General features: G+C 59.3%; 20 protein-coding genes and 1 tRNA gene. 15 read left to right on the forward strand and 6 right to left on the reverse strand.

The features are described 5' to 3' along the window. The first annotated feature begins 376 nt into the window (after window positions 1-376). From FAZ95_RS13940 to FAZ95_RS13975, 8 genes are all read left to right on the forward strand, one after another. Window positions 377-694, forward strand: coding sequence for a hypothetical protein (locus tag FAZ95_RS13940; RefSeq protein ID WP_137333003.1), 318 nt, complete (start codon window positions 377-379; stop codon window positions 692-694). A gap of 421 nt (window positions 695-1,115) precedes the next feature. Beyond that, complete coding sequence (locus FAZ95_RS13950) at window positions 1,116-1,676, forward strand: hypothetical protein (protein WP_137333005.1); 561 nt, start codon at window positions 1,116-1,118, stop codon at window positions 1,674-1,676. 1,333 nt (window positions 1,677-3,009) lie between these two features. Then, window positions 3,010-3,141, forward strand: coding sequence for a hypothetical protein (locus FAZ95_RS40510; RefSeq protein WP_302674734.1), 132 nt, complete (start codon window positions 3,010-3,012; stop codon window positions 3,139-3,141). Beyond that, window positions 3,138-3,314: a hypothetical protein gene (locus tag FAZ95_RS39325; RefSeq protein ID WP_175425604.1), complete on the forward strand. Its 177-nt coding sequence runs from the start codon at window positions 3,138-3,140 to the stop codon at window positions 3,312-3,314. Before FAZ95_RS40510 ends, FAZ95_RS39325 begins: the two co-directional genes overlap by 4 nt. Before the next feature lie 350 nt (window positions 3,315-3,664). Further along, window positions 3,665-4,009 (forward strand): YfdP family phage-associated protein, encoded by a 345-nt coding sequence (locus FAZ95_RS13960; protein WP_137333007.1) that lies wholly within the window; start codon window positions 3,665-3,667, stop codon window positions 4,007-4,009. 25 nt (window positions 4,010-4,034) lie between these two features. Beyond that, window positions 4,035-4,895 carry a DUF2303 family protein gene (locus FAZ95_RS13965; RefSeq protein WP_254699701.1) on the forward strand — a complete coding sequence of 287 codons (861 nt, stop codon included), beginning with the start codon at window positions 4,035-4,037 and terminating at the stop codon, window positions 4,893-4,895. 383 nt (window positions 4,896-5,278) lie between these two features. Continuing rightward, the gene (locus FAZ95_RS13970) at window positions 5,279-5,992 is read left to right on the forward strand and encodes a hypothetical protein (protein WP_137333008.1); all 714 of its coding nucleotides are present in this window, start codon (window positions 5,279-5,281) and stop codon (window positions 5,990-5,992) included. Further along, window positions 5,989-6,441: a hypothetical protein gene (locus FAZ95_RS13975; RefSeq protein WP_137333009.1), complete on the forward strand. Its 453-nt coding sequence runs from the start codon at window positions 5,989-5,991 to the stop codon at window positions 6,439-6,441. Before FAZ95_RS13970 ends, FAZ95_RS13975 begins: the two co-directional genes overlap by 4 nt. A 2-nt stretch (window positions 6,442-6,443) precedes the next feature. On the opposite strand, the gene FAZ95_RS13980 is transcribed toward FAZ95_RS13975, so the two are convergent. Then, complete coding sequence (locus tag FAZ95_RS13980) at window positions 6,444-6,662, reverse strand: hypothetical protein (protein WP_137333010.1); 219 nt, start codon at window positions 6,660-6,662, stop codon at window positions 6,444-6,446. 35 nt (window positions 6,663-6,697) lie between these two features. Between FAZ95_RS13980 and FAZ95_RS13985 the strand changes: the two genes are divergently transcribed. Then, window positions 6,698-7,795, forward strand: coding sequence for a phage Gp37/Gp68 family protein (locus tag FAZ95_RS13985; protein ID WP_137333011.1), 1,098 nt, complete (start codon window positions 6,698-6,700; stop codon window positions 7,793-7,795). 5 nt (window positions 7,796-7,800) lie between these two features. Here FAZ95_RS13985 and FAZ95_RS13990 read toward each other — a convergent pair whose 3' ends face one another. Both FAZ95_RS13990 and FAZ95_RS13995 read right to left on the reverse strand, forming a co-directional pair. Further along, window positions 7,801-8,019 (reverse strand): hypothetical protein, encoded by a 219-nt coding sequence (locus FAZ95_RS13990; protein WP_137333012.1) that lies wholly within the window; start codon window positions 8,017-8,019, stop codon window positions 7,801-7,803. Between the two features lie 104 nt (window positions 8,020-8,123). Next, window positions 8,124-8,342 (reverse strand): hypothetical protein, encoded by a 219-nt coding sequence (locus tag FAZ95_RS13995; RefSeq protein WP_137333013.1) that lies wholly within the window; start codon window positions 8,340-8,342, stop codon window positions 8,124-8,126. 38 nt (window positions 8,343-8,380) lie between these two features. Here FAZ95_RS13995 and FAZ95_RS14000 point away from each other — a divergent pair, with 38 nt between their 5' ends. From FAZ95_RS14000 to FAZ95_RS14015, 4 genes are all read left to right on the forward strand, one after another. Further along, window positions 8,381-8,995, forward strand: coding sequence for a hypothetical protein (locus FAZ95_RS14000; RefSeq protein ID WP_137333014.1), 615 nt, complete (start codon window positions 8,381-8,383; stop codon window positions 8,993-8,995). Next, window positions 8,995-9,522, forward strand: coding sequence for a DUF1643 domain-containing protein (locus tag FAZ95_RS14005; protein ID WP_137333015.1), 528 nt, complete (start codon window positions 8,995-8,997; stop codon window positions 9,520-9,522). Before FAZ95_RS14000 ends, FAZ95_RS14005 begins: the two co-directional genes overlap by 1 nt. Before the next feature lie 52 nt (window positions 9,523-9,574). Continuing rightward, window positions 9,575-9,799 (forward strand): DUF4224 domain-containing protein, encoded by a 225-nt coding sequence (locus FAZ95_RS14010; RefSeq protein ID WP_137333016.1) that lies wholly within the window; start codon window positions 9,575-9,577, stop codon window positions 9,797-9,799. Between the two features lie 95 nt (window positions 9,800-9,894). Next, entirely contained in the window at window positions 9,895-10,890 is a 996-nt protein-coding gene (locus tag FAZ95_RS14015; protein WP_254699702.1) for a tyrosine-type recombinase/integrase, read from the forward strand. 48 nt (window positions 10,891-10,938) lie between these two features. Here FAZ95_RS14015 and FAZ95_RS14020 read toward each other — a convergent pair whose 3' ends face one another. From FAZ95_RS14020 to FAZ95_RS14030, 3 genes are all read right to left on the reverse strand, one after another. After that, entirely contained in the window at window positions 10,939-11,322 is a 384-nt protein-coding gene (locus tag FAZ95_RS14020) for a hypothetical protein (protein ID WP_137333018.1), read from the reverse strand. Further along, window positions 11,319-12,056 (reverse strand): hypothetical protein, encoded by a 738-nt coding sequence (locus FAZ95_RS14025; protein WP_137333019.1) that lies wholly within the window; start codon window positions 12,054-12,056, stop codon window positions 11,319-11,321. Before FAZ95_RS14025 ends, FAZ95_RS14020 begins: the two co-directional genes overlap by 4 nt. A gap of 251 nt (window positions 12,057-12,307) precedes the next feature. Then, a tRNA-Pro gene (locus FAZ95_RS14030) sits at window positions 12,308-12,384 on the reverse strand. A 124-nt stretch (window positions 12,385-12,508) separates the two neighbouring features. On the opposite strand from FAZ95_RS14030, the gene FAZ95_RS14035 reads away from it, so the two are divergent. Both FAZ95_RS14035 and FAZ95_RS14040 read left to right on the forward strand, forming a co-directional pair. Further along, window positions 12,509-12,967 (forward strand): SixA phosphatase family protein, encoded by a 459-nt coding sequence (locus FAZ95_RS14035; RefSeq protein WP_137333020.1) that lies wholly within the window; start codon window positions 12,509-12,511, stop codon window positions 12,965-12,967. Between the two features lie 121 nt (window positions 12,968-13,088). After that, window positions 13,089-13,907, forward strand: a complete 819-nt coding sequence (locus FAZ95_RS14040; protein WP_137333021.1) for a GNAT family N-acetyltransferase — start codon at window positions 13,089-13,091, stop codon at window positions 13,905-13,907. Window positions 13,908-13,971: the final 64 nt, after the last annotated feature.

Raw genomic sequence — 13,971 nt, forward strand, 5'->3', positions numbered from 1 at the left:
GGGCACCACTTTCTCGCCCGGATTCGACACCAGTGTTCTCGGCATTTCCGACGACATCGGAGATTGGGACCGGCACCCGATAGCCCTCTGATCGACTGTGGAGATAGCCTGTGATTGCCTGCGCAAGTTCGCTTGCCACTCCAACTGGCATGCGCAGGCGAAGTACAGACTGCCCCGTGTTGAAGCTGATCGTCCACTCGTCTGGGTCATCGGTTTGCGTAATACCGCGCCAAGCTTTAACGGGGTACACCGTGAGAACGGTGACAGGTTCTCGAGAGACAGGTTTCACGCGACCTCCTGCTGTTGAGCGAGGGCTCCGGCTCGCGCCGTCGAATCAGTTGCTCTCACACAAACCGTATCCACCTTTGGAACTCCCATGGCTGAAAATATGACCATCTATATCTATCGCTCGCCATTTGGACTTTTGAGCATTCGCGGGATAGTCGAGGCAAGTCCGCGATGGCTTTTCGTGTATGAAGCGCCTCAGCTTGCGTCCAACGGCGAAATGCTTCTCCAGCCGAAAGTAATCAAGGAAAGCTACCCAAGCCCGGAAGCGGTTGCCGAAGCAGTCTTTCAACAAAGGATTGGCTGGCCCTTGTGGGACGAACTTCCATACGTCAGCTTCCCCGCATCGCTAGAAGATTGGACAGCCGTCGAAGCATCCGGAACAACCACGATCCGCGGCTCGGATTAACGAACTGGAACTCCTCCTCAGAATTGAGCCTTGGTATCCGCACCTGGAGCCCGCGCGCGTGACACGCTGCTCGTTCCCGCGCGCGCCGGTCAAGAATTTCTGACCAGTTCGAACCGGCGTTTCGGTAGCGTCTCAAGGATGGTTTTACGAACGGACTGCGCACCGGCTTCACGCGACCTCCTGCTGTTGGACGTGCTGGGGACGGGTATCGCGCAGATGCGCCCAGTCAACATCGTCCCGTAGGTCTTCGCAGCACACTGCTCCGCGACTCTCGCGATCGATGTTGATGCAAAGCGATTCGCCGAGCCTCTGACCGGCGCTGAGCGCCTTCCTGAGGTAGCCGATCGTCGTCCCGCAACGTTCGGCAAAGCATCGCTGAGTGTCAGCGTCCATAGAGTTCAGGAGGAGTCGGAGTTTGTCCATGCGGGCATTTTACCCGCAGGTAAATTCAAGTCAATACCCGCAGGGAATTTACCTGCTGGTAACGTTGAGGTTGAATCTAGGTATGGATAAGTACGAACATAGGCGCCTGCGCCTTCTCGAGGTGAGAGACCGCGACCTAGGCGGCTCAACGGCGGCGCTCGCCAACAAAATTGAGCGAAGCCCGTCTTACGTCGCGAGGATGCTCTACCCCCCGGGTAAGGAAGGCAGAAAGCGTATAGCCGAGGATATGGTCGAAGTGATTGAAACCGCGTTCGGGTGGGGAAGCGGCTGGATGGATTCAGTTAGTCCAATCCCCAGCGAACGTGGAGAGGCAACTTTGGAGCTGCCCCCAACATGGGCACTGAAAGCACTGGCCTCACTCTCAGCACTTAGCCCGGCCGCCCGCGAGCTTGTTGACGCGATCGTTGAGGCGGATGGCAAAGGTCTGCCACCCCACGCTTTCAAGCCGCTGAGAGAAATGCTTGAGCTTCTTGTTCAGCCAATAGCACAACCCAATGAAGCCTCATCGGGGAAGCGGCGTTTCGGCAAGGGCGGCTAAACCGTCGGGCTGCACGTCCACTAGAGGCTCGAGATATGAGTCCGGGAACAGCCAATCGCGTGTGAGCACCAAGCCAATACCATCATCTGCCAAACCCAGCACGGGGTCTCCAACAAGAACACACTCCCAGCGCCCATCACAATGCAGGCGTTCGACTCGGACAACTCGGCCTTTCAAGGCCTCGTTCGACGAATAGACGATCCTCGCCTGCTGCCCCGGCGCGCAGCGCCGCCCCGTTGTTTTCACCGACCCCTTCATTCTCCACCTGCCTAACTTTCGTCTCACGAATGCTGTATGCATGCACAGCACCTTAGCCCCGGAAATGGGGAGATTTCAACCGGATTCCTTGGGCGCTTATTTTCGTGGGTACGAACACACTCAACGGATATTGAATAGAAAGCTAGTGGCTCACAATTCAGCTCTCGGTCACAACTCAATAATATCGATACAAGAAACAATGTCGAGAGGGATTCCGAGACACATTCTTTGTTCGTACGAATAGTTTGCTCAAAAAAGCGTTAAGCAAGATAGCGAACGTTTACGCGGCAATCGCGTAACCATAAGGGAAACAGATCCGCCCCCCCTTACAAGACAAGCACTCAGCGGCAGCTTCACGTCAGCACAAAAGTTCACAATTCACAACTGATTTTGCCGCGACCAAACAACGAAGATGCAGTCAATTTAATAACGCTTTTTTATCTTTAATATTGTCAACCTGCTAGAGTTGACAGGTATATAGCCAATAAGAATTTCTTATATTTTCATTTAAATCAGAAAGTATTTAATTCGAAATTCGATCGTACCCTCGAGCGTTCACAGATTGACGAATTGATACTCGTGTCGTCATAGGCTGGCTACCGCCAACTACATGCGCCACCGGGAAAATTTAAGCGCCCGGAAGCATGCGTTACCCCGATGCAGCTAGCAATCCCGGCACGAGCCTCGTAAAGGGCAACGTCCGCCCTCCTCTTTATGTTCAGCCTCTCGAAGTTCGCGAGCAGATCCCGGCCGGCTCCCGTCGAGCACCCTGCATGATTGACGGATCGGCGTTACAAATTTTATCCTCAAATTTACCCACGGGTATTGACTCGATATTTACCCGTGGGTAATATCCATCCCAACGCACTGACGCCACCCGGCGTTGCAATCCCGAAGGGAACCGGATGCAGATCGCAAAATTCGCCTTCCTACGTATTCAGCGCGATAACGCCCTGCTTCGGGCCTGTCCGTCCCCGCGCCGCCGCGTCTGCGCTGTCACCACGGCGCTCGCATACGGCGTCGCAATCGGATTTTGCTGGTATCTATGCGTCGCGTTGCGCGTTGGAGCATGACGATGCTGGCGTTCGTTCGTTACGTCATTGTCACGACCACCGTCCTTGCGGCCGTCATCCTGTTGTATGCGACCGTGGAGCAATGGGGCGAATCGGGCTTCTTTCGCACTGCCGTTTCGGGGTCTGCATCGTGAACAAGCATCGTCCTGAAAAGCGCGACGCCTCTCTCGATCCCGATCGCGGCTACCACGCCGGCCAACGGGACGCGCTCGGCCACGCGCTCAACGCTGTCCAGCAGGCGCTTACGGTCGAGCAGGCACGACGTGCCATCAAAACGTTACTCGCGGACGTAAAGGTGCGGCAATGAGACGCGCTGTCCGCATCCCCGCTCGCGACATTCACGTGCCTCCTGAGATGCTTGCGCAACAGTTGAAGGACATGGGCCGTAACAGCAACCCAAAACTCAATTCGCCATGTGTTGTTGCCTTGGCGGTCGCGATCTGCCGGGCACGGATCGACAGAGCCCCGTGTGCAGATCAGAAACCCGCTCCCCAAGCATCGGCACGGCGGGCGCCGGTCAGGTTGCGCCCCGTTGAAGTAGATGCGCGCCGGAGAGCCGCGAACGACATCGATTAGTCCCCGTTGGCTGGCCGCCGTGCTTCCTAGGTGGCCGGTCCTTTTTCTTCATAGCCGCGCAACATGCGCACAGGAGTCCTAATGTCAATAAGACCAATAACCGACACGCTTCGCCAAATCGCCGGCGGAACCCTTCTCGATAACGCGAGCGAGCAGCTCGGCGAGCTCGTGCGCGCAATCGACGCGAATGGCGGCAGCGGCAAACTCTTGATCGAAGTCACCGTCAAGAAGGCCACCCGCGGTGGCGCGATGCTCGTCACGGGCAAATCCACGCTGAAAAAGCCCGCCGACGAGCCGATGGAGGCGATGCTGTTCGCAACGGTTGAAGGCAACCTCGTTGCGGACGATCCGCGCCAGCAAAAACTCGATCTGAAGCAGGTTCCACGCGCCTCAGACACCCCGCCGTCGTCACTCAAGACTGCCTAATCCCCCACCCATCAAGGATCATCACGTGGAAAACAAACACGAAATTAACCTCGCCGAAACCCTTGCACGCGAGATGAAGCAACCGCAAGAGATTGCGTCGAATACGAACGCGCATATCAAGCGCGTGGCCCTGCCGCCTGGCTGGAGCCTCGAGGAACGGGACGATTCGAAAAAGCTGTCGGCGCCACTGCGCAAACTCGCGACTGTGCGTCTGCGCGATGCCGACAGTTTCATCGACTACCTCAAGCGCCACGGCTCGCTCACCGACTGCACGATCTGGTGTCAGGCCGACTACACGAAGGGGCAAGTGGCCTTCACAGGCATCCTCAACGACCACGGTGAGGATGCAGACAAGCCTGCTTGGCGCGATCACCGCGCGCTCTTCTCGCCCGAGTTCAGCGAGGAATGGCGGCGCTGGATCGGTCGCAACAAGCAACCGTTCAACCAGGCCGAGTTTGCTGCATTCCTCGAGGAAAACCTGAAGGACATCGCGAGCCTCACCGACAGCAGTCTGCCGTCGGGTTCCGACATGCTCCAGATGGCGCTGCAGTTCGAAGCGACGCAGGACATGCGCTTCAAGAGCGCGATCCGCCTACAAAACGGTGGCGTCAACATGTCGTTCGTCCAGGACGACGACGACCAAACGCTCCAGAAGATGCAGATATTCGAGCGTTTCGCGATCGGTATCCCCGTGTTCTGGAATGGCGACGCCTATCAGATCGACGCGCGCCTGCGATACCGCGTGCGCGACGGCAAGCTCACGTTCTATTACGAGTTGATCCGCCACGACAAGGTGCTAGAAGCCGCGGCAACCACGGTCATTTCGACGATCAAGGAAAAGACCGGCAACCCGTTCTTCTTCGGCGATCCGTTCGCGTCCACGTAACCGAGTTTCGTAGCTCGCGCTCCGGCGCGGGGCTCGCCGGGCGGCTCGTTCAGCGCCCGGCTTATAGCCCGTAGGGTTCATCAGTCACCAAGGGGAACGAAGATGTACCAACTTTATCGCTGCACTCGTTGCGGTACGACAACGCCGCACAGTCACGATGGGGACGGCTGCCACGCTTGCAGCATCGGCGTTATGCGCCCGGTTTTTTCTCGATGAGCAGCCATGAGCGCGCGTGACTGGTTTCTGTTCTCAGCAAAGGTGTTTCACACCGAGCTGCTAGTGCACATGCATTCAACAGACTGGCCCCACTCCTGGTGGAACGTGTTCGCAATGGCACAGGATGCGCGCCGCCGAGCCGCTTCGACTATTGCAAGGACAACGACATGAGCAACGATAAGCAGCCGGTTGTGCGCAAATCGATCAAGTTGGTTCCGGTTGAAGCGACACCGGAAATGATTCTGGCGTTCCAGCGCGGCGAGCCGAAAGACAAGAGCTTTTGGGGATGCTACCGCGCGATGCTCGCCGCCGCCCCCAACCTCTCCGCGCCTGCCGAGCCTATCGATATGGTTCTGCATTGCCCGAAGTGCGGTGTGCAACACATCGACGGCCCCGAGTGGGCGGATGATCCGCACGACATTGAACAAGGTCAGATGCGCGTGTGGAGCAACCCGCCGCACCGTTCGCACCTTTGCCACCACTGCGGGTTTATCTGGCGCCCCGCAGATGTGCCAACCAATGGCGTCGCGAGCGTCAAGACGAAGGGCAAGAACGATTCCGCGCCTGCCGATGGCGGGGCGTTGACGGATGCTGCGCGTGATGTGCTGGCTGAGCGTCGGCGTCAGGTCGAGTCCGAAGGGTGGACGGCGCGGCATGACGACTCCCACAAGGGAGGCCAAATGGCTGCAGCAGGTGGCTGCTATGCCCTCTTCACAGACGCTTACCCGAATGTCGGGGATCCGCCGCCGGATTGGCCATGGGCTGCAAAATGGTGGAAACCGTTTGAATATCGACGCGATCTCGTCAAAGCCGGCGCCCTGATCCTCGCCGAAATCGAGCGCATCGACCGTCTGACCGCAGAGCATCGGAGCGAATCGTGACGCTCGATCAGCTCTTTCTTTGGCATCGCGAACAGCACGAACGCTTTGCCAATTTGGCCGAGAACAACAAGGCCAATCTGCCGCAGCCGTATAAGGCTTCGCTGAAGCGCACATACGAAAAGCAAGCGAAATTTCATTCTCAGGCTGTAGCGCAGTTGAACTCGCTGCGTCAGAGTCGCCGAGACTTCCCTGAAGAGCTCACCGATAACCTTCGAGAAGCGCTCGGCTGGCCGAACTTCCGCTGCGGGCCGGTTGCGTACCTAATGCGCGCCGCCGGCGCTCAGATCGAGCCCAAGGCAGAAGACGAGCAGGCCGCCGTCCTGCACTGGTTCGTCAAACTTGTTCTGAAGCATGGCAACGACTGGTGGACCGTGGCGCGCGATGAACTAGCCGCAATGCGGGAACGTGTCGACGCCAGTGAAGCATCCGGCGCGAGGAGCGACGCGTGACGTTACTCCACCGCGTCCCCGGCAGGCATTCGGTCAACCTTGAAGTTGGCGTCGTTTTCGGCCTCCATCATCGCAGCGTTTTCGCCTATGAGCCCTCGCTCGAGGAGTTCGGTGTACCCGCCTCCGTCGATCGTATAGCTCCAACGCCAGCGGCGCTGCGCGTCCAGATCAACGTCAATGTGAATGAGGTGTCCGTTTCGGATGTATTCGCGATTTGGCACGGTGGTCTCCCAGACGATATTCGAGGAATCCTAGCATGAGCGAGAACAGCAAAATCGAGTGGACGGATCACACCTTCAATCCGTGGGAAGGCTGCCAGAAGGTCGGCCCGGGCTGTGACCACTGCTACGCCGAGGCACGCAATGCACGCTTCTCCGGTGGCATGGCCGCCAACTGGGGACAAGGCGCACCGCGCCGCCGTACGTCGGAAGCAAACTGGAAACAGCCGCTGCGCTGGAACGCACAGCCCTACGTCGAGTGCATGGCGTGCCGCTGGCGCGGTGAGCGCCGCGAATGCGCGGTTGTCCAAAACCCGGCTGGCTTCGATGCTCCCGTTGACCAGGCATGCGTCTGCCCACGTTGCGGAGAGCCGACCATTCAGGAAGCTCGCCAGCGCGTGTTCTGCGCATCGCTCGCGGACGTGTTCGATAACGCCGTGCCGGATGCATGGCGCGCCGACCTGTTCGACCTGATCTGGAAAACGCCGCACCTTGACTGGCTGCTGCTCACGAAGCGCATCGGCAATGTCGGACAGGTGATCACCCGCGCGCTCGAGCTCGCCGGGCGTGGCATCAACACGCCCTGGCCATGGTCGAACGTCTGGCTCGGCGCGACGATCGTCAATCAGGAAGAGGCCAATCGCGACATTCCAAAGTTGCTCATCACGCCGGCACGCGTGCGCTTCCTGTCGATGGAGCCGCTGCTCGGACCCGTCGACCTCGAGCGGCCGATGCCGGGTCCCGACCTCGATCAGGGATCAGGCGCGAAGATCTGCCAGCCGTGGATGATCCAGAGCGGCATCAACTGGGTGATCGTCGGAGGCGAAAGCGGGCACGGCGCACGGCCGATGCATCCTGAGTGGGCTCGGTCGTTGCGTGATCAGTGTGCGGCCGCTGGCGTGCCGTTCCTGTTCAAGCAATGGGGAGAATGGACGCCTGGCGAGAACGTCGAACGACACGCCGGCATTGTCAAGACAGCCGACTGGTTCGGCGGCGAATGGATGGTCGGCGAATCAGACCTGGCAAGCGACGGCGGCCATATTGACGATGAGCCGGACCTGTATCGAGTCGGTAAGAAGGAAGCCGGCCGACATCTCGACGGCCGCACGCATGACGAATTCCCGGAGGCGCGATGATCGTGTCAGCCTGGAATCTCGCGCCCTCCTGTGAACGGAGCGGCGGCCTTGCCGAAGCGCTTGTGCGCGGCAACGGTTTCAGCGGCGAGGCGATGGACCGTTTCTTCGCTGAGCTCCTTTTCTCTTCTAAAGATGGCGAGCAGCTCTTTTTCGTAGCGACTGCGCGCATCAACGTAAGAGTCATAGGCCGCCTTGAACTCGGCATGTTGCTCCGGCGTTTGCATTGCATTCCCCTTTTGCTGTCAAGAAGCCGGGAAATCGTAGCATGAGCGTAAACAGAAAAACCGAGTTGATCTGTACTGGAGTGATACCAGGTGCGCCGATGAAATTAGCCGGGGTATTTCGTGATTTTCAGCCAGTCAAGACCGGCCTGAGTGATCACGAGACCGCCGAGCGCTGCATCAGTCGGCAGATTTTGCGGCCGTGCGAATCCTCGCGTCAGCATCCATTCGGTGACGTCGAAATCGACCGGAGATCCGGGCTTTTTCGAAAGAGCCAGCAGTTGATCCATGAAACGGCGGTCAACTTGTTCGATCGGATCGCTCATAGCAGTCTCCTAGGGATATTAAGCAGAGGAATCGTAGCATGACCGAACGTCCGATCCTCTTCAGCGGCCCGATGGTGCGCGCGATTCTCGACGGCAGGAAGACGCAGACACGGCGCCCGCTGAAATTTCCGGAGCCGAAAGAGGGCTGGCACATTAGCAACTGCCCCTACGGTCGGCCCGGCGACCGGCTATGGGTCCGCGAGACCTGCCGTGCAGACGAACTGCCCGACGGACTTGACGGCGTGCGCTATCTCGCAGACGACACATTCGCGCCGATCGCCAACACGCGGGAAGCCGCCGAGCGCTGGATCGAGTTGAACGCATACCGCGGTCAGGCCGGCGCGGCTGTTCCGTCCATCCACATGCCGCGCTGGGCGTCGCGCATCACGCTCGAAATTGCAGGCGTGCGCGTCGAGCGCTTGCAGGACATCAGTTACGAGGACGCCCTTGCAGAGGGCGTGAGCGACTTCGCCGGGAGGTTTGCCGACGACAGCCAGAACACGATTGGCGAGACACCAGAACAGACTGCGCGGAGGCTCGAGTGGCCGCAACGCCAGTATCGATTGTTGTGGGACAACCTCAACGCCGCGCGCGGCTATGGCTGGGACATGAACCCGTGGGTGTGGGTCCTGGAATTCAGGAGGATCGTCTAATGCAGTACCTGACCGACAAGGACCTCGCTGGCGAGCGCGGCTGCATCCTGAGCGATTGCGGCACCTACCGGTACCGACTCTGGCGCGAGTGGGACCGCACGCGTCCGACGATCACCTTCCTCATGCTGAACCCGTCGACGGCCGACCACCTTACGGACGATCCTACGATCACGCGCTGCATGTCGCGCGCCATAGCAGGCAACTTCGGACGCCTCGACGTCGTCAACCTGTTCCCGCTGCGCGCGACCAATCCGGACGAGCTGCTGACGCATCCTGATCCGCTTGGCCCTCGCAACCCGGCCGACGGTGCGGTCATGGATGCGATCGAAATCGCGCACACGGCCATTTGCGCATGGGGTGCGCACGCCGCCGCGGCACCGCGCGCAGCAGAGCTCATGCACATCTTCGGGATCGTGGGCTGGCGCAATCGCTTGATGCACCTCGGCCTGAACAAGGACGGCAGCCCGAAGCACCCGCTATACATCGCCGCGAGCACGCGGCCCAAACCATTCACATTCGAAGCATGACCAACGCAGCAGCCCGAATCATCGAAACGACACGCAATGCATGGGATATCAAATGAGCGAGCATTTGATGGACGCGGCAGACCTGGAACGGGTCACCGGAAAAAAGCGCTACTCTAAACAGGCGGAGTGGTTCAAGGCGAGCTTCGGCATCGACGTCGTCCGCTGCGCCGATGGGACGCTGATTATGACGTGGGCCCAGTTTGACGCGCTGCTCGCGAAGAAGAGCGGCACCGCGCCAGCCGGAAATTCGGCAACCGTTGAACTTTGTTACGACTGACAATGCCGCCCCGGAAGAAAGCTAAATACCCGCGTGTGTACCCAAAGCACGGCGCCTGGTACTGGTCAGAACCAATCTCCGGCCGGTGGATCCGGTTGTGCGCTATCGAGGAAGGCGAAACGAAACTTGTCGAGAGGCTGGGCGCCGAACGGAAAAAGCTCGAGCGCCCAGAGGGAACCGGCGACATGCGCCCGCTGATCGATCAGTACGTGCGGGAGAAGCGAGGCGAGCACAAGGAAAAGGCGTGGCCGAAATATGGCGACTACGCCGGAAACGGCTTCCGCAAGGTCAACGTGGTCGACGTAAAGCCGACGCACATCTCGAACTGGCTGAAGGTCAAATATGCCGGCAAGCTGCACATGCAGCGCGTCATGCGCGCCTTTCTATCGGGTTTCTTTCAGTGGTGTGTCGATAATGGCAGGCGCGACACGAACCCCTGCAAGGAAGTGAAGCTGAAAAAACCGAAGGCGCGCCAGACCTATATAACCGATGAGCACTTTGCCGCGATCCGCGCAGCCATGCTCGAAGTCACATACGAGCGCGCTGGAAAGGACGTGACCGCCGAGGTGCCGACCGGTCCAATGATGCAATGCATCGTGGATCTGTGCTACCTGACAGCACAGCGTTCGACCGAGATCCGGAACCTGCGCTGGTCTGACATCGATCGCGCCGCCGGAGTGATTCACTTCGTGCCGTCGAAGACTGAGGATTCGAGCGGCGTGCGCGTCGACTTCAAGATCACGCCGGAGATCGCCGCCGTGCTCGCGCGCGTCCAAGAGATCGACGGTCGCCCTAGCATCGGCGATCTGCCAGTGGTGCATACGCGCAGAGGCAAACGCTATGCGGCCAACACGGTTCTGAAGGCATGGAAAGCCGCGGCAGAGCGCGCCGAGCTCGGCCACATGAAATATACGGTGAAGGATATCCGCGCGAAGGCGCTGACGGACGGCGAGCGTGCCGGTTATGACGTCAAGGCGCTACAAATTGCTGCGGCGCACACGGATGAGAAGATGACCGAAACATATATCAAGCAGCGTAGCGCACCCGTTGCCGAAATTAGGTTGCAATTACCGGTGTCGAAGTCAGCGTGAGACGCTCGGTACCGATCGCGAACAGCCAATTTGATAGCGCCGCGCGGTTCAGACCGCCTTTGTGATCAACGTATCGGCACCTGTGACCGTCGACGCGGCAGTAGCAGCGTCGACTGAGAGATGTATCTCGTAGTCAGCCAACACGCGCGCAGCGATCAAAGGTCTAAGACTTTTGCTAAGAGCCTGAGAAACGTGATAGCGCTTGTTGTTCTTGCTAATCTGTGGATTCGCAAGCTGCGCAATCAACTGTTCATGACGGCCGTTGGCATTTCCGACTGACCCTGGGGCAGGCAGCGCATTATGGAATTCATTCGCAGCATGAAAAGCAGCATAGTAAGCCCGGCTGCAGATAGCCCGAAACTGAGGTTCGTCGGTTGCACCTTGCAACATCGCTGCTGCGCAATCAACGAGCTGGCGTGGCGTGGAACTCATGCTTCGGCGGCCTCAAACACGACGTCAAACGCTACATCCTTCGCGATGCCGGCCGCGTCTTCGGCCATAGCCAATTCGATATTCATATCGAACGCTTCATTCGGGGTCACAGGCACTGTGAGAAGGTAAGTCACCCCCTCGAAGAACCCCGGAGCAGAGGTAATAGCTGGCACGACCCGCGGTCGTACACCATGGCGAATCAAGACGTCACCAGCGATGTCGAGGTGACGAGCGATTTGCTCTTCCGAAATTCCAGATTTGCGCAGGACGGCCGCTGCCTTCGTCAATTCACTACCCCAATCGCCGTCATTCCATTCGATGCCCATTTCTTGAGCCCTCTCGGCGAAACGAGCGACCGTGAAGATCGCTCCGGCGGTGATCCCATCTTGGACCATCGTCGTGAATACACCCGCTTCAGGTGCACCGACTTCCCTGTATACCTCTTGAGCAGCAGAAAACATGCCCAAGTTCAGCCGATTAACCATTAAGTTTAGATGGTTACTGACCGAAACACCCAATGCCAGACTCTTTGAAAAAGCCCGCTCCATTCCGTCGCGATCCCCAGCCAAGGCAAACCACATGCCGGCGAGTTCCCATGCCGAACAAGCATCGACAGCAAATAACGCATCGATCTCTCGCTTGAGCAACCGCCACTCGCGAGTCATCGACGAAATCGTGGATGGATCGACGAAATACTGGGACGCTCCCTGCAACTCGTTGATGCGGTCGATCAACTCGCGATTCTTAGGCTGCGCGATAGCTGGCATTTTTCGTTTGAGTCAGATCAATCCGCCTGTCAATAGGTAATTTCTACCTACCTGCAAATCGACCGTGGTTTAGCCCGCAGATTACCATGCCGATTTGATGACGTGGGGTTGCCTACCGAACACACTTGGTAACGACACGCCGCCATAAAACATTAGACGTTCATGAGACGGCGAATTAGACATGGTCCCTGCAATCTTGCAGAGACCATTGGGAATATTGGTCGGAGCGAAAGGATTCGAACCTTCGACCCTCTGATCCCAAATCAGATGCGCTACCAGGCTGCGCTACGCTCCGACGAATTTTCGATTCTAGCGTGAACTCACCTCCCCGGTCAATCGCGAATTCCGCCTTCACGGGCCGGCCAGCGGCCGATATAGTCTCAGCCCATCACCTTGGTGCACGCACAACGGAGCCGACCATGAACCTCATCCTATGGCGCCACGCCGAAGCCGAAGACACCGCGTCGAGCGACCTCGCCCGCCAGCTCACCCCTCGCGGGCGCAAGCAGGCGCTGACGGTCGCCAAATGGCTGCGCACTCGCCTCGAGCCGGATGCCGTGATACTGGTCAGCCCCGCCGCGCGCACCGTGCAAACGGTCGAGCCGCTGACGGACCAATACCGCGTCGCGAAGGAAATCGCGCCCGGCGCGAGCATGCAGGACGTACTGGAGGCCGCGGCATGGCCCGACGGCATCGCGCCGACGGTCGTCATCGTCGGCCATCAGCCCACGCTCGGACGCGTTGCATCGTTCCTGGTGACGGGCCAGGAAACCGACTGGGCCATCAAGAAAGGCGGTCTCTGGTGGCTCTACAAACGCGAGCGCAACGGCGACGATCAAGTGATCGTACGTGCTGTCATATCCCCCGACCTTGCATGAAAGCGGTGTGTCGGCATGACAACATGTCATCTGAAAGACATGGATTTGCCACGCAAAAGTCATCCCTGGTTACTACATTGGCGGGAACGTTGCATCCGACCAATCTCGATCAGGAAGACTCATGCGAGAACTGCCGACGCCTGACCTGCCCCTCGCCTCGATCCCCCTCGATTCCCGCCGCCGTCTGCCGCGCGCGGAAGAAACGGTCACCGCGCAGCACCGTCTGCAAGTGGCCTGGGCGCGTACCGAAGAGGAGCTTCGCGAAGCACAGCGGCTGCGCTACCGCGTCTTCGCCGACGAAATGGGCGCGCAAGTCGCCGGCCCCGCCGGCCTCGACGTCGACTCCTTCGACGCCTACTGCGATCACCTGCTCGTACGCGATCTCGACACGCTCAAAGTGGTCGGCACCTATCGCGTGCTGCCGCCGCATCAGGCCGCCCGCATCGGCCGCCTCTACGCGGAAGGCGAATTCGATCTGTCGCGCCTGACGCACCTGCGCTCTAAGATGGTCGAAGTGGGCCGCTCGTGCGTGCACCCCGACTACCGCAGCGGCTCGGTGATCATGTCGCTGTGGGGCGGTCTCGGCGCGTACATGACGCAAAACGGCTACGAAACGATGCTCGGCTGTGCGAGCGTGCCGATGGCCGACGGCGGCCACTTCGCAGCGAACCTCTACTGCTCGCTGCGCGACCACTCGCTGACGGCGCCGGAATACCGCGCCTTCCCGCACACGCCGCTGCCGGTCGACGAACTGCAAACGGGCGTGCAAGTCGCCCCGCCGCTGCTGATCAAAGGCTACCTGCGTCTTGGCGCGAAGATTTGCGGCGCGCCGGCCTGGGATCCCGACTTCAACTGCGCCGATTTCCTGACGCTGTTCCGCTTGTCGGACATCAACGCGCGCTACGCCCGCCACTTCCTCGGCGACGCACTGCCGCGCTAACGACTTCCTGCGCACAGGAAAAGAAAAGCCCGGTTGCTTCAACGCACCGGGCTTTGTCATTCGA

This window comes from Trinickia violacea (assembly GCF_005280735.1).
Taxonomy (GTDB): Bacteria; Pseudomonadota; Gammaproteobacteria; order Burkholderiales; family Burkholderiaceae; genus Trinickia_A; species Trinickia_A violacea.